This is a genomic window from Bacterioplanes sp. CLAM21, from assembly GCF_059641015.1.
Genome location: NZ_CM184929.1, coordinates 1,066,406 through 1,087,033, shown reverse-complemented (window position 1 = coordinate 1,087,033; position 20,628 = coordinate 1,066,406). Strand labels below are relative to the sequence as shown.

20 protein-coding genes are annotated in these 20,628 nt (G+C 51.0%); 11 read left to right on the top strand and 9 right to left on the bottom strand.

From position 1 onward, the window contains the following. Positions 1–11 precede the first annotated feature (11 nt). From AC55FS_RS05140 to AC55FS_RS05120, 5 genes are all read left to right on the top strand, one after another. The gene (locus tag AC55FS_RS05140; RefSeq protein WP_496935001.1) at positions 12–710 is read left to right on the top strand and encodes a VC0807 family protein; all 699 of its coding nucleotides are present in this window, start codon (positions 12–14) and stop codon (positions 708–710) included. Positions 711–910: 200 nt separating this feature from the next. Beyond that, positions 911–2,446 carry a cryptochrome/photolyase family protein gene (locus tag AC55FS_RS05135; RefSeq protein ID WP_496935000.1) on the top strand — a complete coding sequence of 512 codons (1,536 nt, stop codon included), beginning with the start codon at positions 911–913 and terminating at the stop codon, positions 2,444–2,446. Beyond that, positions 2,446–2,631 (top strand): DUF2256 domain-containing protein, encoded by a 186-nt coding sequence (locus AC55FS_RS05130; protein ID WP_496934999.1) that lies wholly within the window; start codon positions 2,446–2,448, stop codon positions 2,629–2,631. The genes AC55FS_RS05135 and AC55FS_RS05130 overlap by 1 nt, the downstream gene beginning before the upstream one ends. 24 nt (positions 2,632–2,655) lie before the next feature. Next, the gene (locus AC55FS_RS05125) at positions 2,656–4,038 is read left to right on the top strand and encodes a DASH family cryptochrome (RefSeq protein ID WP_496934998.1); all 1,383 of its coding nucleotides are present in this window, start codon (positions 2,656–2,658) and stop codon (positions 4,036–4,038) included. Between the two features lie 16 nt (positions 4,039–4,054). After that, on the top strand, positions 4,055–4,252 hold the full coding sequence (locus AC55FS_RS05120) for a hypothetical protein (protein WP_496934997.1): 198 nt from the start codon (positions 4,055–4,057) through the stop codon (positions 4,250–4,252). 140 nt (positions 4,253–4,392) lie between these two features. Here the strand turns inward: AC55FS_RS05120 and AC55FS_RS05115 are convergent, their stop codons facing one another. Next, entirely contained in the window at positions 4,393–5,127 is a 735-nt protein-coding gene (locus AC55FS_RS05115; protein WP_496934996.1) for an enoyl-CoA hydratase/isomerase family protein, read from the bottom strand. A 128-nt stretch (positions 5,128–5,255) separates the two neighbouring features. Between AC55FS_RS05115 and modA the strand changes: the two genes are divergently transcribed. From modA to AC55FS_RS05090, 5 genes are all read left to right on the top strand, one after another. Next, entirely contained in the window at positions 5,256–6,032 is a 777-nt protein-coding gene (gene modA / locus AC55FS_RS05110; protein ID WP_496934995.1) for a molybdate ABC transporter substrate-binding protein, read from the top strand. Beyond that, positions 6,022–6,693, top strand: a complete 672-nt coding sequence (modB, locus tag AC55FS_RS05105) for a molybdate ABC transporter permease subunit (protein WP_496934994.1) — start codon at positions 6,022–6,024, stop codon at positions 6,691–6,693. The genes modA and modB overlap by 11 nt, the downstream gene beginning before the upstream one ends. After that, a complete protein-coding gene (gene modC, locus AC55FS_RS05100; RefSeq protein WP_496934993.1) occupies positions 6,690–7,775 on the top strand; it encodes a molybdenum ABC transporter ATP-binding protein in 1,086 nt (361 codons plus the stop codon). Before modB ends, modC begins: the two co-directional genes overlap by 4 nt. 85 nt (positions 7,776–7,860) lie before the next feature. Further along, positions 7,861–9,117, top strand: coding sequence for an ATP-binding protein (locus AC55FS_RS05095; protein ID WP_496934992.1), 1,257 nt, complete (start codon positions 7,861–7,863; stop codon positions 9,115–9,117). Positions 9,118–9,120: 3 nt separating this feature from the next. After that, positions 9,121–9,651 carry a response regulator transcription factor gene (locus tag AC55FS_RS05090; RefSeq protein ID WP_496934991.1) on the top strand — a complete coding sequence of 177 codons (531 nt, stop codon included), beginning with the start codon at positions 9,121–9,123 and terminating at the stop codon, positions 9,649–9,651. Positions 9,652–9,656: 5 nt separating this feature from the next. On the opposite strand, the gene AC55FS_RS05085 is transcribed toward AC55FS_RS05090, so the two are convergent. The 8 genes from AC55FS_RS05085 to AC55FS_RS05050 form a co-directional block, all read right to left on the bottom strand. Beyond that, complete coding sequence (locus AC55FS_RS05085; RefSeq protein WP_496934990.1) at positions 9,657–10,334, bottom strand: energy-coupling factor ABC transporter permease; 678 nt, start codon at positions 10,332–10,334, stop codon at positions 9,657–9,659. After that, positions 10,318–10,776, bottom strand: a complete 459-nt coding sequence (gene rimI / locus AC55FS_RS05080; RefSeq protein ID WP_496934989.1) for a ribosomal protein S18-alanine N-acetyltransferase — start codon at positions 10,774–10,776, stop codon at positions 10,318–10,320. The genes AC55FS_RS05085 and rimI overlap by 17 nt, the downstream gene beginning before the upstream one ends. Beyond that, the gene (locus tag AC55FS_RS05075) at positions 10,773–11,480 is read right to left on the bottom strand and encodes a hypothetical protein (RefSeq protein WP_496934988.1); all 708 of its coding nucleotides are present in this window, start codon (positions 11,478–11,480) and stop codon (positions 10,773–10,775) included. Before AC55FS_RS05075 ends, rimI begins: the two co-directional genes overlap by 4 nt. Before the next feature lie 5 nt (positions 11,481–11,485). Beyond that, positions 11,486–13,030 carry a 2-isopropylmalate synthase gene (locus AC55FS_RS05070; RefSeq protein ID WP_496934987.1) on the bottom strand — a complete coding sequence of 515 codons (1,545 nt, stop codon included), beginning with the start codon at positions 13,028–13,030 and terminating at the stop codon, positions 11,486–11,488. Between the two features lie 165 nt (positions 13,031–13,195). After that, positions 13,196–15,547 (bottom strand): DUF6160 family protein, encoded by a 2,352-nt coding sequence (locus tag AC55FS_RS05065; RefSeq protein WP_496934986.1) that lies wholly within the window; start codon positions 15,545–15,547, stop codon positions 13,196–13,198. Beyond that, positions 15,547–16,104, bottom strand: a complete 558-nt coding sequence (locus AC55FS_RS05060) for a hypothetical protein (protein WP_496934985.1) — start codon at positions 16,102–16,104, stop codon at positions 15,547–15,549. Before AC55FS_RS05060 ends, AC55FS_RS05065 begins: the two co-directional genes overlap by 1 nt. Beyond that, positions 16,104–17,129 carry a hypothetical protein gene (locus tag AC55FS_RS05055; protein ID WP_496934984.1) on the bottom strand — a complete coding sequence of 342 codons (1,026 nt, stop codon included), beginning with the start codon at positions 17,127–17,129 and terminating at the stop codon, positions 16,104–16,106. The genes AC55FS_RS05060 and AC55FS_RS05055 overlap by 1 nt, the downstream gene beginning before the upstream one ends. Continuing rightward, positions 17,122–18,108, bottom strand: coding sequence for a hypothetical protein (locus AC55FS_RS05050; RefSeq protein ID WP_496934983.1), 987 nt, complete (start codon positions 18,106–18,108; stop codon positions 17,122–17,124). Before AC55FS_RS05050 ends, AC55FS_RS05055 begins: the two co-directional genes overlap by 8 nt. Positions 18,109–18,467: 359 nt before the next feature. Between AC55FS_RS05050 and AC55FS_RS05045 the strand changes: the two genes are divergently transcribed. Then, positions 18,468–20,411 carry a methyl-accepting chemotaxis protein gene (locus AC55FS_RS05045; protein ID WP_496934982.1) on the top strand — a complete coding sequence of 648 codons (1,944 nt, stop codon included), beginning with the start codon at positions 18,468–18,470 and terminating at the stop codon, positions 20,409–20,411. The last annotated feature ends 217 nt before the right edge of the window (positions 20,412–20,628 follow it).

Below are 20,628 nucleotides of genomic sequence, written 5' to 3'. Positions count from 1 at the left end.
GAGAGAGACACATGTCGAGCGATGCCAGCCGCAAACCCAATCACGGCTTCTTCAGCAACCTGTTATTTAACATTGTTATACCCACCTTGATTTTGACCAAGGCCAGCGGCGATGACATGCTCGGCCCGACTTTAGGCGTGGTGGTGGCACTGGCATTTCCCGTTGCCTACGGCCTGTGGGATTTAAAAGCCGCGGGCAAGGTAAACGCCTTTTCCATCCTGGGTATCATCAGCGTATTGCTTACCGGCGGCATTAGCTTGCTAAAACTGCCACCTGAATACATTGCGATTAAAGAGGCGGCTATTCCAGCACTGATTGGTATCGCCGTTCTATTCACCGTGAATACCCGCTTTTCACTGGTGCGGCTGATTATTCTTAACGACGACGTGCTTGATGTAGACCGATTGCAAGCATTGATTGAGCAGCGTGGCGAGCAACGCAACTTTGACCGCCACTTGGCCGTGGCCAATAAAATTGTTGCCGCTTCGTTTTTTCTTTCCGCCTTTCTCAACTATGGCCTGGCCCGCTATCTGGTGACCAGCCCGGCTGGCACGGCAGAGTACAACGAACAGCTGGGCACCATGACTGCCATGAGCTACCCCGTCATTGTGCTACCCAGCATGTTAGTACTGGGGGCCGCCATCTGGTACTTGTTCAAACAGATAAAGCAGGCCACCGGACATAGCCTTGAGGACTTTGTTCGGCAGTAATATCTACTAGGCCAGCGTGATGCTGGCCTAGTTACCGCTTTTGTTTCCTTCCCTCGTTTCTCTCCGTATTTGCTGCGCTCCACCTCCCATGTCGTAAAAAGCTAGCTGTCACAATAGGCGTGCGCTAAGGCTTAAGTTACCGTGACATACACTCCAATTCCTATACAATACATATACAAATAACGTAATGGTTGCATAGGATGAAATCACGTCTGGTGGTTGTACTGGGGGATCAACTGCATAACCAAATCAGTAGCCTGCGAGCCGCAGATGCAAGTAGTGATCATGTGCTGCTGGCAGAGGTGGATGATGAAGCACGCTATGTGCCCCACCATCCTCAGAAAATCGCCCTGTTGTTTAGCGCCATGCGTCACTTCGCGCGTGAACTGCGTCAACAAGGCTGGCATCTTCACTACCATGCTTATCAACCCAACACTAAACAGCGCTCGCTGTTGGATGTTATTCAGGCTTTACATAGGCAGCATGGCTACGAATCGGTGCTGATCACCCAGTGTGGTGAATACCGGCTGCAACAGCTGATTGAGCACCAGTGGCCTCAAACATTGGCTATCCCAGTCAACTGCTTTAACGACGACCGCTTTATTGCCACACCCGAACAATTCGCCCAATGGGCACAGGGTCGCAAGCAACTGCGCATGGAATATTTTTACCGTGACATGCGCCGTCAGACCGGCTTATTGATGGAAGGAAATGACCCCATAGGCGGGCAGTGGAACTTCGATGTCAATAACCGCCAGAAGTATCGCGGTGAAGTGCCGCTCCCTCCGGCTTTGAGCTTTGAGCGTGACGACATTGATGTTGAGGTGCTCGAACTAGTGCAAGCACATTTTAGTGAGCATGCCGGTAGCTTGGAGCACTTTAACTGGGCAACGACCAGAAACGATGCGCTCAAAGCCCTGCAGCATTTCATTGACCATCGCCTGCCCTGGTTTGGTGACTACCAAGACGCCATGGTGATGGACGAGCCTTTGATGTTTCACAGCTTGATCGCCCCCTACCTGAACTGTGGCCTATTGTTGCCGATGGAAGTGTGTCAGGCAGCGGAGCAGGCGTATCTGGATGGCCATGCACCGCTTAATGCCGTCGAAGGCTTTATTCGCCAAATCATTGGCTGGCGCGAATATGTGCGCGGTATTTATTGGTTAAAAATGCCTGACTACGCCACCTTAAACGCCCAAGGCAATCAGCGCGCCCTGCCCGGGTTCTACTGGCATGGTGAGACAAAAATGCTGTGCATGAAGCAGTGTTTTAACAGCACTTTCAAATACGCCTACGCCCATCATATTCAGCGCTTAATGATCACCGGCAATTTTGCCTTACTGGCTGGCATTAACCCGCAAGACATTTGCGACTGGTATTTAGCTGTGTATGCCGATGCTTACGACTGGGTCGAGCTACCCAACACTCTGGGCATGGTGATGCATGCCGATGGCGGCTACCTAAGCAGCAAACCCTATGCAGCCTCTGGTAACTACATCAATAAAATGTCCGATTATTGCTTGCACTGCCATTATTCTGTGAAAAATGCCACCGACGATGACAGCTGCCCTTTTAACAGCTTGTACTGGCACTTTATGCAACGCCATCGAGAGCAATTTGCGCGCAACCCACGCATGGGCATGATTTATCGCAGCTTTGATCGCATGAAGGCAGAAAAACAACACGACATTATTACCCGCGCCGAGCACTTACTCGATCACATCGAGGAGCTGTAATGGCACATAAAAAACCACATCTGCCGGAAAAAAACTGCCAGCACTGCGGCCGGCCATTTAGCTGGCGCAAAAAATGGCGCAGCGTTTGGGCCGAGGTGCGTTACTGCAGCGAGCGCTGTCGCCGCAGTAAAACCAAGGCACCCAAAAATCTCTGTGCCGCCAGCATGGTGGAAGATGAGTTTTAAGCTGGCCACGCAGTAGGAGAGACAATGAACCTAATTTGGCTACGCAACGATTTACGTCTACATGACCACCCTGGCTTTCAACTAGCTCAGCAAAGTCAGCAGCCCATTGCTGTAGTCTATATTTTACCGCAGCAGTGGTTACAGCCGGACGACGCTGGGCTGAATCGTCTGGCAACAACAAAAGCCCGTTTTTTACGAGCCAGTCTCATTGATCTGCACCGCTCCCTTTACTTGCAAAATATTAACCTGCAAATATTACATGGCGACCCTGTTGAGCAGTTGCAACGCTGGTTTAAAGAGCATTCCTTTCAGTTGCTGACCCACAGCGCGCAGGCACCGGAAGAAAAGCAGTGGCTAAGCCAGCTGGAGCAATCTGGCATTGAAATAACGACCTACGACAATCAAACCCTGTTTAGCCAACAGCAAATGCAGCCATTGTTACAGCATTGGCCAAGCAGTTTTAGTCAGTTTCGTCGTCACATCGAAAATAAGCTGCAGCCCGATGTGGCAGCACCAAGCCCACCGACAAGACTGACTTTATCTGAGTTAGATGCTCCTTTTATTACCCATGTACCCTGGCCAGATGACTTTTCTTCAACGCAACAGCAGGCCTGCTTTCATTTAAGTGGCGGCGAAAGCTCGGCAGAGAACTGGCTAACCCAATATTTGTGGCAGAGCCGTGCCATTGCCCATTACAAAACAACTCGCAATCAGCTTTGTGGGCACGAGTATTCCAGCCAGTTGTCGGCATTTTTAGCCTGGGGCTGTTTATCCGTGCGCAAGGTTTGGCATGCCATTAAAGACTACGAAAAAACCCACGGTGCCGATGAACACAGTTACTGGTTGGGATTCGAACTACTGTGGCGTGAGTATTTCCATTGGTCATTGCGATTTCATGGCCAACATTACTTTCATTACAAGGGTATCAGTCAGGCTCATCTGACACCGCCAAAGCTAAACAAAGATTACTGGCAAGCATGGCAGCAAGCGAGCACGGGCATGCCAATAATTGATGCTGGCCTAATTGAACTGCAGCAAACCGGCTTTTGCTCCAACCGTATGCGCCAGTGGTTAGCCAGCTACTTTATTAATGATTTAAAACTCGACTGGAGACTAGGCGCACGCTTTTTTGAGCAGCATTTAATCGATTTTGATGTCGCCAGCAACTGGGGTAACTGGGCCTATTTGGCCGGCATGGGGCACGACCCTCGTGGTGAGCCGGGCCAAGGACGTTACTTTTCGTTAAATAAACAACTGCGTCAATACGACCCTGAACTTATTCATCTACATCACTGGTTGCCACAACTGCGACATTGCTCACTGCAGCAGATAGTCGATCATCAAAGCGGCAAACACCAGATAGCCAATTACTCAGCTCCAGTTCAACTAGGGGAAGCCGCTGGCTAATGCGCATTGCAGTGCTGTGGTTAAACGTGACCTCAGTCTGTTCGATCACCAGCCACTGCAGCAGGTACTGGATTACGGCCACCGCTATGATTGCCCATGGCAGGGGCTGTATGCACTGGAGCATGACTATTGGCGATTAGCAGATACCAGTCAGAGCCAATGCGGTGTTATTGTCGGCCAGAGCTACCCCAAGCCGCTGCTAGATCTTGCCTAAGCGAGTCGCCAAGCAAAAGCACACTGTTACGTGATCCAGAGTTTAATGCCACCGCCCGAGCTATTGACGATAAACACGGCTCACGTAAACGTAGCTGTCGCGAATGGAAAACCTATACACAGCCAGCAGCTCACTTTGCTTTAACTGCGGTACTGCTGCGCTAAAGCAAAAATCAAATACTCGGTAGCTTGCGGATCGTATTTTTCCATAGCATCAAATACTGGGCGATAGCGCCGGCGTTTATTTTCTGCAAATACCCAGCGTGGTTTATCGAATTGGTTCGCAAAAGCCAATGCTTGCTCAATCGTTTCACCATTGCCCACCACAGCTTGCTCAATCACACCATGCGACAACAGGGTTTTAGCATCCTGTCGCTCCCCTGTGTGTAACATACGATTAAACAGAGTGCTCGGCATGACCCGTTCGATCAGCTCGAACATGCTGGGAAAAAACGGCACGCCCACATTCACTTCCGGAAAGCAGAAATAACCTCGATCACTGCGCATAAAACGAAAATCACAGGCACAAGCCAATACCGCGCCATTGCCATAGGCATGGCCATTGATCGCAGCTATAACCGGCACCGGGAAACTCAGTAAACGCTTAAGTAACCGAATGAGACCCAGTAGCAGTGCTCGAATGTCCTGCTCCTGATGTGCTTGGCAGGCGCAGATTAACCAGTCAGTATCTAAGCCTAGACTCCAGTTTTTATCATCTTTTGAAGACAATACTAACGCTTGCACATCTTGCTCGTCTTCAATGGCATCCAATGCTAGATTAAATGCGGCTAAAAATTCTGGGTTATGGCGATTTTCCCCTTCCGGCAGGTAGACCAACGCTACTCGATCGCGTTTTTCCAGCTCGATTGCAACCACAGGGTTTCTCCTTATCATGATAAATTAACCGCCATTGAGCCACAGGCCAAAGCGCTCGATGCCTGTTTGGGTCTGTGTGGGTATACTGCCAGACATTATTTCCAGCGGCCACGATCAGGGAACTTTGCATGCACCGACTGTTAGCCTTGTTAACACTGTTAAGCCAAGGCGTTGTCGCAGAGCCAATCCGAGTAGCCAGCGCGGCAAACTTTACCGCCCCATTGCAAGCCTTGGTAACTGAATACAACAAACAACAGGTCGACGCCGATATTCAAATCAGCAGTGGCTCTTCTGGCAAGCTATACGCGCAAATCCAGCACGGTGCGCCTTTTGATGTGTTTTTATCGGCTGATCGGCAAAAGCCAGCGCTTCTGGTGCAGCAAGGACTATCTGAGAGGGCACAGACGTATGCCATTGGCCGCCTGATACTGTGGTCTGCAGAGGAAGATATAAACTTGCTGGCACAGCTTAAACAAGGTGACGTTCGAAGGCTGGCCATTGCCAATCCGCGTTTGGCTCCTTATGGCTTAGCTGCGCAGCAAACCCTGCTCGCATTGAATCTTCCTGCCCAGGTCAGTCAGGTACTCAGCCAACGCAGAGTAATGGGAGAAAATATCAGTCAAACCCATCAGTTTATCGCTACGGGCAATGCCGATATGGGCTTTATTGCTTTGTCACAAATAGCCAAAGCGCAGTTAGCACCGGCGCAGTGGTCAGGCAGCCATTGGCTGGTGCCTGAAGTGTTGCATCAGCCCATTCGTCAAGACTTAGTCGTGCTTCGCCACCGTCGCCAAAGTCAACAGCAATACCAATTAGCACAGCAGTTTGTTGATTTTTTAGTATCACCACAGGCGCAACAGCTGCTGCAACACTATGGTTATCAGGCCCCTGCCGATGCTGACTAGCTCCGATATCAGCGCCGTTGTGCTAACGCTCAAGCTGGCCAGCCTAGTCACCATTATTCTGTTATTTATTGGCCTGCCCCTAGCCTGGTGGCTAGCTCGCACGAAATCACGCTGGCAAGCCCCGGTCGCGGCCTTGGTCGCCATGCCCCTGGTATTGCCACCAACGGTATTGGGGTTTTATTTATTGATTGGGTTAGGGCCCAACAGCCCAATAGGACAGGCGTTAGATATCGTTGGCATTGGCCCATTGCCCTTTACCTTCAGCGGCCTAGTGGTAGCGTCAGTATTGTATTCATTGCCTTTTGTGGTTCAGCCTCTGCAGGCCGCCATGCAAGCATTGGACGAACGAGTGTTAGAGGTAGCGGCGAGTGTCGGAGCAGGGCCTATCGATCGTTTTTTGACTGTCGTGCTGCCGCTCAGCTGGCGCGGTATCGTCACCGCATCGGTGTTGGGCTTTGCCCATACCTTGGGCGAGTTTGGTGTCGTACTAATGATAGGCGGCAATATCGAAGGGGAAACCCGTGTTATTGCTGTGCAGATTTACGATCATGTCGAAGCATTGGACTATGCCCAAGCCCAGCATCTATCGGCCTTGATGTTGGCCTTTTCATTTATCGTGCTAGTACTGATGTACAGCCTCAATCGAAGCAAAAGACCATGACAGCGGTCGAGTTTGAACTGCATTTGTCTCGCTCTGATTTCACCCTCAATGCCAGTGGCCAAATTGAGTCGGGCAGTATCACCGCCCTTTATGGCCCATCCGGCTGCGGTAAAACCACATTGTTGCGCTGCCTGGCGGGACTTGAAAAGGCTCAAGGCCATATTCAGGTTGATGGCCAAATCTGGCAGAGCCCAAAGCATTGCTTGCCGGTTCATAAGCGCGCCATTGGCTATGTTTTTCAGGAAGCCAGCCTACTGCCACACCTCAATGTCGGCGCCAATCTTAACTATGCCCGTCAACGTGCTCGCTCGCCGTTAGCAGACAAAGAGATTCGTGCTCTGGTGCAAGCGTTTGATATAGAGCGGTTAATGTCGAATCGCGCCACGGCCTTATCCGGCGGTGAGCGTCAGCGTGTTGCGCTGGTGCGCGCCTTGCTGATCAGGCCACAGCTGTTGTTATTAGATGAGCCTATGACGGCGCTGGATCAAGCAAGGCGAGAGCAGGTTTTGCCTTACCTGCAACAGCTGCCCAACTGGAGTCAGGCACCCATTATTTACGTCAGTCATTCATTGGATGAAGTCACCCGACTGGCCAGTCAGGTCATCTTTATGCAGCAAGGCCATACCCAGCCACAGCAGGCTATTACCCAGGCATTTGATCACCACCAGCAAAGTCCTGAAATGGGAGAAGCACTCAGCACAGTCGTGCAAGGACAGCTAGCCGGTCACTATGATGGTTTGCTAAAGGTCGACATAGGTCCAACCCAACTGTGGATGCAGCCAACAGCAGAGCATCACAGCGAGACGATTAGAGTGCGACTATTAGCCAGCGATATCAGTGTCAGCCTGCAACCGCTGCACGGCAGCAGTGTGCTCAATCAGTGGCCGGTTCAGATTGAGAAAATAGTGCCTGATACTCATGGCCAGGTGCGCTTGTCGCTACGACTGCTGAGCACGCAGCAACAGCTCAGTGACTTAGTAGTGCTGGCATTGATCTCACAGCGGTCACAGCGCTTGCTGCAGTTACAGCCTGGCCAAACGCTATGGGCACAAATGAAAGCCAGTGCCATCCGCCAACGCTAGCGCGACAATTGGTCGCACTCAGAAGACTATAATTGCTGTGATCAGGCCCATGCTGCCTGCCCCCTAGTAACGGTATACTGCCTGCATGCATCAAAATCTCAGTTTTTTATTACCCCGTCTGGCGGCCTTACGCCTTACCATCGCCACCGTGTGGTTACTGTTTCTGACCTATTTGCAATGGCAGGGCTTTCATCAGCTGGCACCGGCCTGGGGCTTATTGGCTCTGTATATGCCGCTACTGCTGGTGAGCTTATGGCAAGGTCAAGGGAGTCACTTACAGGATTGGCAGCTACTGCTGCACCTGGCCTTTGAAGTACAGTTATTGACTGGCTTGCTATTTTTTACCGGCGGCGCCACGAATCCCTTTATTTCCTATTTTCTGGTGTTAATGGTGGTCGGAGCTTATGCCCTGCCACGGCCGTATTTATTGCTGTTAGGGCTGCTGTGTGTGGCCGATTACAGCCTGTTGAGCCAGTGGTATCAGCCGCTATTAACGCAAAAGCTCAACCCAGAGCAGCATATGGGGCAGCACGCGCTGTTTGATTTGCACCTGTCCGGCATGTGGCTGACCTTTATTATTAGTGCCTTGATCGTGGTGCTGCTGATTCCGCAGCTACGACAACGCCAACAGCAGCAACAACAAGAAATTGCTCGGTTACGCGAGCGACAGTTAAAAAATGAGCAATTAATTGGCATTGCTACCCTAGCCGCCGGTACTGCCCATGAAATGGGCACCCCCTTGATGACTATGAATATGCTGCTGAGTGAACTTAGTGAGGATTCCCATGGCCAGCCCGAGGTTCGAGTTAGCCAACATGATTGGCACATCTTGTGTGAGCAAGTGACCCTTTGTCGCCAGTCGCTCCAGCACCTAACAGCAGCTGGTCGTCACGCCTATGAAGAAGGGGTTCGCCAAGCCACCCCCTGGCTATTGCAACTGCTGCATCGTTGGCGTTTGTCTCAGCCTAATGCCTTGTGGGAAAACCAGGGCATTGATAACGATGCCTGGATTCCGGCCTCGCCATTACTCGATCAGGCGCTGTTAAACCTGCTCGATAACGCTGCCGAAGCCGGAGCCTTGCCCGTCAGGCTAGAAGCCAGTGTGCAGCAGCAACAGTGGCAGCTCGATATTACCCAGCCGGATCCCAGTGCCAGCCGCCATATTCAGCAGCCAGGCTTATTTTCCAGCAGCAAACAACAAGGCATGGGTATTGGGCTGTATTTAAGCAATGCCAGTGTTGAGCAGTTTGGTGGCCGCATCGAGCTGATTGCCTGCGATTCTGGCGCCAGCATCAGTCGCTTAATTCTTCCATTACAATCAGGCAGCCGTGCTCGGAGTTGATAAATGTCGGTCAAATTATTGCTAATTGATGATGATCCACATTTCTCAGAGGTACTGGCACGCGGTCTTAGGCGGCGTGATTATCAGGTCGAAGTCGCCCATAACGCTCAACAGGCGCTGACCTTGGCTAGCCAGTTTCAACCGCAATGGATAGCCCTGGATTTACGCTTAGGCGAAGAGTCTGGCATGCCTCTGATTAAGCCGTTACTCAGTGTGCTGCCCCAGTGCCGTATCGTTATGTTAACTGGCTATGCCAGCATCGCCACTGCGGTGGAAGCAGTAAAACAAGGGGCCTTCAACTATCTGCATAAACCCGCCACCATTCACGAATTACTGCGAGCCTTTGGCGATGAATTAGCGCCGCAGACGCCAGAACAGCAGCCAGGCGAAATTATGTCGGTGGAACGTATGGAGTGGGAACACATTCAACGCGTGCTCAACGAAAATGATGGCAATATTTCGGCGACCGCCCGCGCACTGAATATGCATCGACGCACCTTACAGCGCAAACTGCAAAAATATGCGCCGCGTTAAGCGTGTTAGTGAAAATAGGATTCTTCATCAAAAGTGCTCAGCCAGAGCGGGTGAAATGCCACCATACCCGCGATAAACATGCCGTTGACGACACCTTCCGGAAACATCATCAGTGGCAGATAGCGCCAATAGTCATGCCAGATTTGCTCCAGGCTGTAGACGGATAATCCCCACAATACACCGCCTTGCATCAAATCAGCCAACGCATGGGTAAGACCTGCATTAAAAAAACCAGCCACCAAGATGTAAATAAAAGGATTATGGGATAAACGCAAATACACCCAGCGATAAAAGCCGTAGCTAAACAGCATGGGCAAAGCGGTGTGCAGCAAATAGTCATATCCCAGCAACGACCAAGACCACTGCTGATGCAGCCAGCCCGCCATCACAAGGCTGAGCAGTTGCGCCAAAAAACCTGCCACCAGTGCCAGGCGTATACCCATCATCAGAACCACAGCGGTTAAGCCCAATATTGAGAACTCTAACCCTGGCCGCACGCTGGCGCTGCCGGCCCACATTAGAGTCATGACCAGCACACTGCCGGCCAACAAGTGCTGTGCCATGGTGTGATCTTTTAATGCTTGCCAATTACTGCCAAGCACGGCCCACATCAGCACCGAGACAGAGACCAGTGCGCTAGCCATTAAGATAAGCGGTGAGAGGACATCAGTCCAAGATGTCATTAGCGGTCAGATCCAGCGCATATATCCAAGCATCCTCACGCCCATGTGCGCAAGGGTAATAATCTTTTCGCACACCAGCACAGGCAAATCCTAACGATTCATACAACCGAATGGCCGCATCATTACTGGCGCGCACTTCCAAAAAACACTGCTCGGCATGCTGCTCAGCAAAGCGCGTTAAGATCTGTTGTAACAGTGCTCGCCCCAGTCCCTTGCCTTGCTGCTCTGGGTCTATGGCAATGGTCAACAGCTCACCCTCACCGGCAATCACCCGAATGACGGCATGTCCTAAGATGCTGCTTTGATGTTCCAGCACCCAGGCACTCTGTGGCCGTTGCAAATATTGCTGCATCACCTGCTCACTCCAGGGAAAACTGTGAGCGCGGCGTTCAACTTCCATAATGTTAGCCAGGTCATCAACCTGGGCGGGACGTACCTTCATAGCTGTGATAGTTGCTTTAATGCCTGCCATAAGGCCCGTTTTTCATAGGCTGACTGTAAACACTGCTGCAAGTCAGCGATGTGATGATGGGTGGTGACATCAATGTGATGCAACCACTGCTGACTGTCGGCGCCCACCGTAATAACGTAGTCCACACCTTGCTGGCGAATAAACTGCCATTGAGCCGTTAATGCCTGACGAGCCACGGGCAGGCTTTGATCGTGCTGCTGCGATTCAATAAATGGCCAACGAAATTGCACCGGTTGAGCGGCCAGATCAGGCTCTGCGCCCATAGCCGTGGTAACCCGCAGCATAAACTGACGCAACTGCTGCAAATCCTGCTGCTGATCAGCCACCCAAATCCCTTTGGCACTGGCGCGCACAAACCACAGCTCAAAGCGCGGCGGTGTCATATCGACAGTGTCGGTGTTGTCTGTGCTATCCGCTGCTGGCAAAGCCGCTTCTGTACTGCTTTGCCGCTCTGCCGGCTTAGCGGCAGAACGACGATCCAACTGCAGTAACTCACTGGCGACCACTGGCGGAATATGATGCTGCTCGGCGACCTGCTCTATTTCGTCATGATCAGGCGCATTCGAGGCTTCTGGTAACCAATGCGAGGGCGCGGCATGGGCCAGCGGCTTTCGCGCCATCCATTGGGTCACCCCCATAGCGGCCAAATAGTCGAGTCGACGTTGCTCTAGCATCTGGGTTACACGCCCTCAGCTTGCGGATGCTGACGATCAGCACCACTGTCGAGCAGATTCAGTGCATGAATATAGGCTTTGGCGGAGGCGGTAATAATATCGGTATCAGCTCCCTGGCCATTAACAATACGACCGCCTTTTTCCAACCGCACCGTTACCTCACCTTGCGAGTCTGTGCCCTGGGTAATGGCATTCACTGAATACAACAGCTGATTCGCACCCGACTGGGCCACCATTTCGATGGCTTTCAGTGCCGCATCCACAGGTCCACTGCCCTGGGATTTACAGCGATGCTCCGTGCCATTAAAGCTCACCACCACTTCGGTGACGGGTTTTTCGCCGGTCGCACAGTGGCTTTCTAACGAGATCAACCGATAGGTATCGGCCACCGCCGCTTGCTTGGTTTCAGAGACCAAGGCTTGCAAGTCCTCATCAAAGATTTCGTGCTTTTTATCGGCCAAGTCTTTAAAGCGCGCAAAGGCTTTATTCAGCAGCTCGTCAGTTTCAAAGGTCACACCCAGCTCTTCGAGGCGACTGCGAAACGCCGCCCGGCCAGAGTGCTTGCCCATCACCATTTTATTGGCGCCCCAACCAACGTCTTCAGCCTTCATGATTTCATAGGTTTCACGATGCTTAAGCACGCCATCCTGATGAATACCCGACTCATGAGCAAAAGCGTTAGCGCCGACAATGGCCTTATTGGGCTGTACAGGGAAGCCGGTGATGGACGACACCAGACGCGACGTTGGCACAATTTGCGTGGCATCAATGCCAGTGCTGAGATCCAACAAATCAGAGCGAGTGCGTGTCGCCATAACGATTTCTTCCAGCGCAGCATTGCCTGCCCGCTCGCCCAAACCGTTGATGGTACATTCTACCTGGCGTGCACCATTGGCAACGGCAGCCAGAGAGTTGGCCACCGCTAGACCCAGGTCGTTATGACAATGCACCGAGAAAATCGCTTTATCGGCGTTCGGAATCCGTTCTAATAGAATGCGGATTTTTTCACCAAACTCGGCCGGAATGGCATAGCCCACGGTATCTGGAATATTGATCGTGCGTGCACCGGCGTCGATCGCCGCTTCGATAATACGACAGAGAAAATCAATCTCGCTACGGCCTGCATCTTCACAGGAGAACTCCACGTCTTCTACAAAGCCGCGCGCCTTTTTCACTGCATAGACCGCTTGCTCGACCACTTGATCAGGCGTCATACGCAACTTGTGCTGCATATGGATGGGCGACGTTGCAATAAAGGTATGGATACGCGCCTGATGAGCTTTTTTTAACGCTTCAGCAGCGTGCTCCAAATCGCGATCCACCGCCCGCGCCAGCGAACAAATGGTACTTTCGCGTACATTTTCCGCAACGGCCTGAATCGCTTCAAAGTCACCCGGACTGGCAGCGGCAAAGCCGGCTTCAATCACGTCAACACGCATCTTCTCCAGCGCTTTACCGATTCGTATTTTTTCTTGTTTTGTCATCGATGCGCCGGGGCTTTGCTCACCGTCGCGCATGGTGGTATCGAAGATGACCAGACGGTCTTTCATGGGCTTCTCCACTGCCGTGAAATTCGAACGTCTAGTATACGCCTGAAGAGGATTTGACGGCCAGTGATGCCAAAGTCGTGCAATACTTCTGTTGCTGACAGAATGAGACCTAGTCGCATGCCTGCGGGCTCATTCAGGAAGTGTTCTTACCCGCCAGACTCCGTACTAGCGAATCGGTGTCGCCGTCAAGTTAGTGGTGATGTCCATATTCTGCATGACGATGCCAGAAAACACCGTCTGAGTACCGCCCGTTGGATGCCCGAGCCGTACCTGATCAATCTGGAAATCTTTGAACGACACATTACCTTGCACTGCAAAGCCCAGTGGCCTTAACAGCTTTTGTACATCGTTTGGGTTAGTAACGTAGGCGTAGTCTGTGCGCGTGCTGTCGGTATAAATGAGCTCATCACCTTTGTTGCCAACCTTGCCTTCACTGTCGGCACCATCGCTCTTTTTCACCACCTTAGTTTCGTACACATCGATATTCAGATCGGCGCGAAAGCCATAGTCGTTACTATCACTCTTGCCTAAGCCGTCGTTGGTACTGATGCCATCAAACTCAATACGGGTACCCGTGCCATTAACATAGCCGCCATTACCATCGGCAGTGCGATTGTTTTCCCAAGTTAAACGGTTACGGGCAAGGCTGCCATCACTGGCTAAGCCTTCAGGTTCAAAGGCGGCTTTTAATGCCACAGTAAGACCTTCTTCACCGCGATCTTCCCAACGGCCACCGGCAGCAGCACACGCTGATTGGTTGCCGGCGCTGGCACCCACACAGACAGCACCGGCACCGCCCGGCAGCACCTCCAGCGATGAACCACGTTCAAACCGTTCCAGTGTCACTCGGCCAAGACTACGTCCAGCAACTTTATCACCCCAGCGTAAATCGTCGATGTTCATGGTGCTCCATTGCTCGCCACGATTCACACTGATGCCGCGATCGCTGACATCAAACTGGAACTGGCGCATATGGATTTCGTAGGTCACTCCCGTCGCCCAGATGCCCTGACCATTTTCATCCACCGACAAACCAATATTGGTATCACTGAATAAATAATCGCCATCAACCTGAATGCCGCCACCGCTCACTCCGCCTGCCGTGATGTAGGTGTATGCATCCAGGTTAAAGTCCATGGCCTGAAACACTTCCAACGACAACAACAACTCAGCACCACCTTGTAGTGGTGCGTTTTTATTGCCCACTCGCAAGCCATCAATGCCATAACTGCCCTGAAAACGATTGAGACCAATAGCGACGGCGGTTTTATCCGCTGTGCTGCTGTTGTCATCGTGATCAAAACCGCGCACATCAAAGGTCACGTCACCACTGCCATGGCTGCGAATACCACTTACGACCACCAGTCGACTGTCATCAATATAACTGGCATTAGCATGGCTAAGATTCCAGTCAACTCCGGCGGACAAACCGTCGCTCGAGCTGTTGATTGGCTGATAAAACTGGCTGGCATAAGGACGTATTGCGTCAGGCAAGGAGGCAAAAACAGGCTGGCGAATACCTGGATATAAACGCAGACGATTAAAGCGATTATTCACGCTGTCATCTGCCATCAAAAATTCAAACTGAATCGCACCTAACGGGCGGCTGCTGTCACCGATCAATATGCGATTTGCATTAAAGGCACCATCCAATTGATCCACACCAATGGCGAGGTGATCACTGGCGACATCTAAGGTTAAACCTGTGATATTAAGCGCACCATTAAAATCGCCCATCAATAAAGCATTGCCATCGTCGACAAACTGCACATAGTTGCTGCTGTCATTAAGGATACTAATGGCAGAATCTATGGTAATGCCCTGACTGCCTAAACGGCCGCCAGCATATAATTGTGCCGCGCCAGACAATGCTAACTCACCAGATAAAGTACCAAGCGACACGCCACCCAGTTTTAAACCACCGGTGGAAAAGTCGTAGGCGAATTGATTGAGTTCGAAGTCCAATCCCTGACGCCCATTTTTAAAGGCGTCGCCGATGCTGAACTGATCAATGTCGGCGCGAAATAAAATGTCATCAAAACTGATAGAGTGGCCGTTAGTCGTCCAAATCAACTCAGCATCGGATATTGAGGTATCTACCTGACCTTCAATATAACGACTATTACTCGGCCTGAGTTGCAGGTGAGTATTGCCACTGTAATTCAGTCGAAAGGCACCGGTACTAGCCAGCGAGTCGTTAATACGAATACCACCAATCGCTATAGCTGTCGGTGCGACTGTGGTGTTGATGGACAGAGTACCATCTGCAGCCACATCGGTGACGTGGGTTACACTCGAGGGCAAAGAGATATCGTTTTGATCGCCACGTTCCAAATTCTGTATTTGCAGTTGATTGCCATCATCTATGTAAGCAATCTCACCAACGGTGGCATGACCGGTTTGCTCCAATGTGATGCCTGACTGTCCCGTCACAGAGCCAAGGGTATGATCAGAGAGTGGCTGTAATGCCTGAGCCAACGCCGGCAAGGTCGCAGCTAAAACAAACATTCGCTTCATTATGGCGCTCCCGTTGGAAACAGCAGCACATTACCTTGCTGGTTAACGGTGCCATTGATATTGAGAGTCATAATATCGGTTTGTTGAAAGCCCGCATCCGTCGGTCTAGGTGCATTGCTGTTAGCAATGGTAAACGACACATTTTCATAGTCGAGCTGATCCGGTAGGCCGATTTCCATCACATCACGATCAAAAGCTGCACCATCACCAGCAAAACCCGAATTAATTCGGCGAGTTTTTAGGGTCAGACCTTCAAAAGCAAAACGACCACGAATATTGTCTAAAACCAACCAACCGCCACTTTGTCCGGTATTGACGGCAATACGGCCACCGCAACGTTTATCAACGGTGTTGGCGCCACAACTGGTTTGCCAGTTAAAACCATTGGCTGATGGACCGTCCTGATTGAGCGGCCCTCCGCTTTCATTAATGGTTAAATCACCAGACAAATACACACCACCTTGTCCAGTCACCTCCGACAAGGCTTCGCTATCCAACGGCTCCAGCGCCAGTACAGGTACGCCAATAACGATGAAAAAAGACGCCAATATTTTCATTACAAATCCCTGCTGGTGGCTTTTAAGTATTGGATTTGCAAATTAGATATGGTCGTACTGCCAAAGCTTTGGCCAGCCACGGACACATCGCGAATATAAATATCCGTTCGTGGACCATTGTTATAGAAGTTCTGATAAAAGCTATTACTTTTACCTTCTATGCTGCCGACTTCAATGGTGAAATTGCCGCTAGAATCCACCTCAAAAGTAACCGGCTGCTGCTCGCCATAGCCCAGCTCACTTTCAATCACGATATCGGAAAATACCACGCTGTCACCGCAGTTACTGCCACTGGCATCACAAGCAAAAAACGTCAGCTCTTTAGCTACGGCTTTTACACCCAGGTTGCCAATCATTTCATTATTCTCGCCCCACAAACGAACGTAGCTGCCATCGATGGCCAGCCCTGTAGCATGAGTTTGGAGCGACTGCGAGCGGTTACCATTAACGTTGACATCAAAGCGAACCCCCATATCAGGGCGTTCACCATCACGGCTGGTTAGCACACTGCTATCGATGCCTGTCACACGATCAACTCGAGTACCTGTTGCGACTTGCTCTCCAGGGAAGCGGCGCTCACTGCGATTTTCCGTCTGCACCACCAACAGGCTATCAGTGCCAGAGGTTTGTCCAATAAGGCGGGTGGGGGCAGTAAATTCAAAAATGGCCTTATCACTGATGCCCAGCACATCGCCATTCACTAATTCTATATTAAAGGGGTAAGCTAAACGCCCAAGATTGACCGGATTACCAATAACGTTTGCACCACGATTACTACCATTGCCGGCGATATAAAACTGGCTCACACTCAGCACTACCGGCTGGCCGCTACTGTTTGTGATACCGCTAATATCTAATCGGTTACCAGCAGAGACCGACTCTCCTGCTTCAAAGGCAAAGTCTTCAAATACCAGCCCCAACCCAGCGCCCTGTATCTCGCCCAGTGCGGCATCATCGACCGGTACCAGGTCGGCATGAACAGACGCACAACAACACAAAGCCAATAGCGACAAAGGTTTAGTCATAATACGGGTCCAGGAACTTGGTACGGATGCGTTCGGTGCCATCGAACGCCTCTTGAAAGCTGGTACGAATACCGCCGTTAGGAATATTCATAAAGGCACCTTGAGTAGCGCTGGTTCCATTACCACCGTCATACCAGGTAACGGTTTTGGTTTGAAACGACATAAACATGCCCTGCGCTGCCGCACCGGTATCCTTATTACCAATATCGAGTGTCCGATAAATGCTCAACGGGAAGCAGGTTTGTACATTTAATAGCTCGCAATTGCTTGAGCTGAAGATACCCAAAAGAAAGTTGGTAAAGCTGCTGCCACTAGGAATCGATAACGTCTGACCATTACGCATACCAACATGGGTCGCACGAATACCATCCTGCTGGCCATTATTGGGGTTAATCAACACCGCTTGGGCAGCAAAGTCGTCATCAGACCAAGTACCACCGACCAAACCTTTTGCACCAGCGCAGACCAAGTCCCACCAGCTACAGCTCATCTGGCTAGCGAGGTAACTCCCCTTACCATACAACTCAACTTCGATATTACCCGTCAGGTACTCAATATTACCGGTCAACTTGCCAAAAGCTTCACCAAAGCCCAAACGGATACCGACCAGTTCTTCCTGCCCACCGTTGTCTTCAAACGCCAATTCCAGGAAGGGGTCTCTAATCTTAAAAGGGTTAATGCTGCCATCGGCGTTGATTGACCCCAGCGCAAAGTCATTGATACGAATATCGCTGGAACCAGACGGCTCGCCACTGCGCTCGTAACGACCGAGTTCAACCAAATCGCTGGAGATTAGTGTCTCAACATCCATACCGAAGGTGAACCGAGTAAAGTCATTAGCTCCAACCGCTGTACGATCTATCTGCAAAAACGCCTGACCGGTATATTGGCTCAATTCTTCATCAGTGATGGGCTGAAGGGCGGCTGTTGCAACCAGTGGCATCAATAGCCAGGCGACAACAGTCAGTACTGCTTTCATAGGCATTCCGTGAGTTCCCGATCAGATCTGCACATGGCGATTGGCCGTGGTGTCAGCGCGATCGTGGCGAGTTTGTTGTTATTTTTTGAAACGTCTAGCCAGAGAGTAAGGATTTTCTTGCCCTCAGCAACCACTATTAATTGTACGATCGTACAGCTTATCCAAGCAATCCCGTTTGCGCCGCCATCATCGGACTTCCGGCGCCATGTAACAATTCGAGCCAACCATGACATCCACCAATGGGTACTACCCATTGACCGAAATATTCCGACCAGAAGGCCCAACAAACAGCCAAGTTTGCGAAAGCTAGCTAAGCTTATCGACATAGTGCCGCACTCGCTTTGAAGAGGCTTGCTCCCATGTCAATACGCACACGTCTAATGCTTGCTCTGTTGTCCGCCGTTATCCTGCCGTTATTGATTATCACCATTCAGGTAACCCTGAAGATTCGTGATCAAGCGGTAATGGACTTTGAGCAACGCGCCGCAGCCGAGATCAGCCATATAGATACTGCTTTCACCCTGTATCTGAACGGCTTGGCTGAAGATGCTACATTCCTGGCTCGTACTAATGCGCTTAGGCGTCTGACGGCAGATACCAACACATACATGGGTGCCGAGCGGCAGACTCGTTCAGAGCGTCAGGGGGATGCAGAGGCAGAGGCATTTGCACTGCTGGATGACTTCGGCAAGGCCCGACCAGATCTTGCCTATGTATTCTTGGGGTTGGAAACCGGCGGCTACATTCAATGGCCATCGAGTAAAATCAGCAACTATGACCCCAGAAAACGCCCTTGGTACACAGGTCCAATGGCCTCATCAACTCAACCTGTGCGCCCTCCCGCTTACGCCGATATCAACACCGGGGTGCCGCTCATCGATTTCTTGCACACCTTTACCACCGACAGTGGTTTGAAGGGCGTAGTCGGTGTTGATGTGACACTGGGTAAACTGACCGACATGGTCAAGGCCGTTAAGTTTGGTGAAGATGGCTATCTCATCCTGATCGAAGAAACCGGATCGGTACTGGCTGACAGTCGAAATAGTGATAATAACTTTAAGAACGTAAAAGTTTTGGGCCAGCCTTATAACGGCTTTTTTAAAACGGATGGGTTATCAGAAGTAGAACTCGATGGCCGGCGCTGGTTCGTTCAGGTTTCTACCTCAGCTGAGTTGGGGTGGAAATTTGTTGGCCTGATTCCCGAATCAGAAGTGTACGCCACCGCCAATGATCTGCGAAATGGCATCATCTTTATTAGCATTATCTTGATTGCTGCCTTTGCTGGTATTGGTTACTGGATCAGCAGCCTAATCGCCAAACCTATTGTTGCCGTGACCATGGGGTTAGAAGAAGTCGCCAGCGGCGGCGGAGATCTAACTAAACGACTGCAAGTGAATAGCAGTGATGAATCCGGCAAGATGGCGGCCGCGTTTAATCGCTTTGTCAGCATGATTCATTCCCTTGTCAGCGACATAAATCAGGGGGCAGGTAACGTCAAACATCAAGCAGAGAATACACTGGGGTTATCTGAACAAATCAATCAGAGCGCCGATCAGCAGCGCAACGCTATTGAGCAGGTGTCCACCGCCTTTAACGAGATGGTAGCTACGGCTAACGAGGTATCACGCAACTGTAATGATACTGCCAGCGCGGCGGATGAAAGCCAGCAACACGTGCAACAGGGTCGTGACTTTATCGATCACACTTCGAAAGCGGTGCAGCAGCTGGAGCAGGTGATTCAAGCTTCTAACGATGCCATGGGGGCGTTAGCGGATGAATCCAAAAACATTACCGTCATTCTCGATACTATTCGTGGCATTGCTGAACAAACCAATTTACTGGCACTAAATGCCGCCATTGAAGCTGCACGGGCTGGTGAGCAAGGCCGTGGTTTTGCCGTGGTGGCCGATGAGGTACGCACTCTGGCGGCAAGAACGGCTGAGTCCACGGAAGAAATTGATGCTCTGATTAGCTCACTGGTGAATCGTACTGGCGATGTGTCTGGCAAACTTTCGAGCAGCCTTGAGCATGCCCACGCGACCACCAAAGCGACCGAGCAAACGGGTGAGGTTTTCAGCCGCATTCAAGAATCTGTGACCGCTATTCGAGATATGGCGACGCAAATTGCGGCGGCTGCTGAAGAGCAACATCAGGTGGCAGAAGAAATTAATCAGAACATCATTAATATCAATTCAGAGGCCAATAACAGCGCCGATACGGCTGCTCAACTGCAACAAAATTCCGCGGGCATGGGCGATGTCGCCGCTGAACTCAACAAGCTGGTATCACGTTTCAAGGTTTAGTCGATACGAAAACGTTAGATTAGCGGCAGTAGTTAGTTGAAGCGATGATTACGCTAGGGCGTCACCAGGAAAGTTCATCCTTCAGCCACTAGGGCCTGTTAACACTATTTAGCTCTTTGCTGATTTTTGATGCATGAGGAGCGTGGTTTAACCGGTTAAATAAGCAACGAATAACACGACTCAGGGAAACAGGCTCCAGCCCTTCGGGGTATGGCTG

Coding starts and splice junctions, on each gene's coding strand:
- AC55FS_RS05085 (WP_496934990.1), bottom strand. CDS start 10,334: ATGACATCTTGGACTGATGTCCTCTCACCGCTTATCTTAATGGCTAGC.
- AC55FS_RS05075 (WP_496934988.1), bottom strand. CDS start 11,480: ATGCTAGAGCAACGTCGACTCGACTATTTGGCCGCTATGGGGGTGACC.
- rimI (WP_496934989.1), bottom strand. CDS start 10,776: ATGAAGGTACGTCCCGCCCAGGTTGATGACCTGGCTAACATTATGGAA.
- AC55FS_RS05055 (WP_496934984.1), bottom strand. CDS start 17,129: ATGACTAAACCTTTGTCGCTATTGGCTTTGTGTTGTTGTGCGTCTGTT.
- AC55FS_RS05065 (WP_496934986.1), bottom strand. CDS start 15,547: ATGAAGCGAATGTTTGTTTTAGCTGCGACCTTGCCGGCGTTGGCTCAG.
- AC55FS_RS05135 (WP_496935000.1), top strand. CDS start 911: ATGAAATCACGTCTGGTGGTTGTACTGGGGGATCAACTGCATAACCAA.
- AC55FS_RS05090 (WP_496934991.1), top strand. CDS start 9,121: ATGTCGGTCAAATTATTGCTAATTGATGATGATCCACATTTCTCAGAG.
- AC55FS_RS05140 (WP_496935001.1), top strand. CDS start 12: ATGTCGAGCGATGCCAGCCGCAAACCCAATCACGGCTTCTTCAGCAAC.
- AC55FS_RS05070 (WP_496934987.1), bottom strand. CDS start 13,030: ATGAAAGACCGTCTGGTCATCTTCGATACCACCATGCGCGACGGTGAG.
- AC55FS_RS05125 (WP_496934998.1), top strand. CDS start 2,656: ATGAACCTAATTTGGCTACGCAACGATTTACGTCTACATGACCACCCT.
- modB (WP_496934994.1), top strand. CDS start 6,022: ATGCTGACTAGCTCCGATATCAGCGCCGTTGTGCTAACGCTCAAGCTG.
- AC55FS_RS05130 (WP_496934999.1), top strand. CDS start 2,446: ATGGCACATAAAAAACCACATCTGCCGGAAAAAAACTGCCAGCACTGC.
- AC55FS_RS05060 (WP_496934985.1), bottom strand. CDS start 16,104: ATGAAAATATTGGCGTCTTTTTTCATCGTTATTGGCGTACCTGTACTG.
- AC55FS_RS05045 (WP_496934982.1), top strand. CDS start 18,468: ATGTCAATACGCACACGTCTAATGCTTGCTCTGTTGTCCGCCGTTATC.
- modA (WP_496934995.1), top strand. CDS start 5,256: ATGCACCGACTGTTAGCCTTGTTAACACTGTTAAGCCAAGGCGTTGTC.
- AC55FS_RS05095 (WP_496934992.1), top strand. CDS start 7,861: ATGCATCAAAATCTCAGTTTTTTATTACCCCGTCTGGCGGCCTTACGC.
- AC55FS_RS05050 (WP_496934983.1), bottom strand. CDS start 18,108: ATGAAAGCAGTACTGACTGTTGTCGCCTGGCTATTGATGCCACTGGTT.
- modC (WP_496934993.1), top strand. CDS start 6,690: ATGACAGCGGTCGAGTTTGAACTGCATTTGTCTCGCTCTGATTTCACC.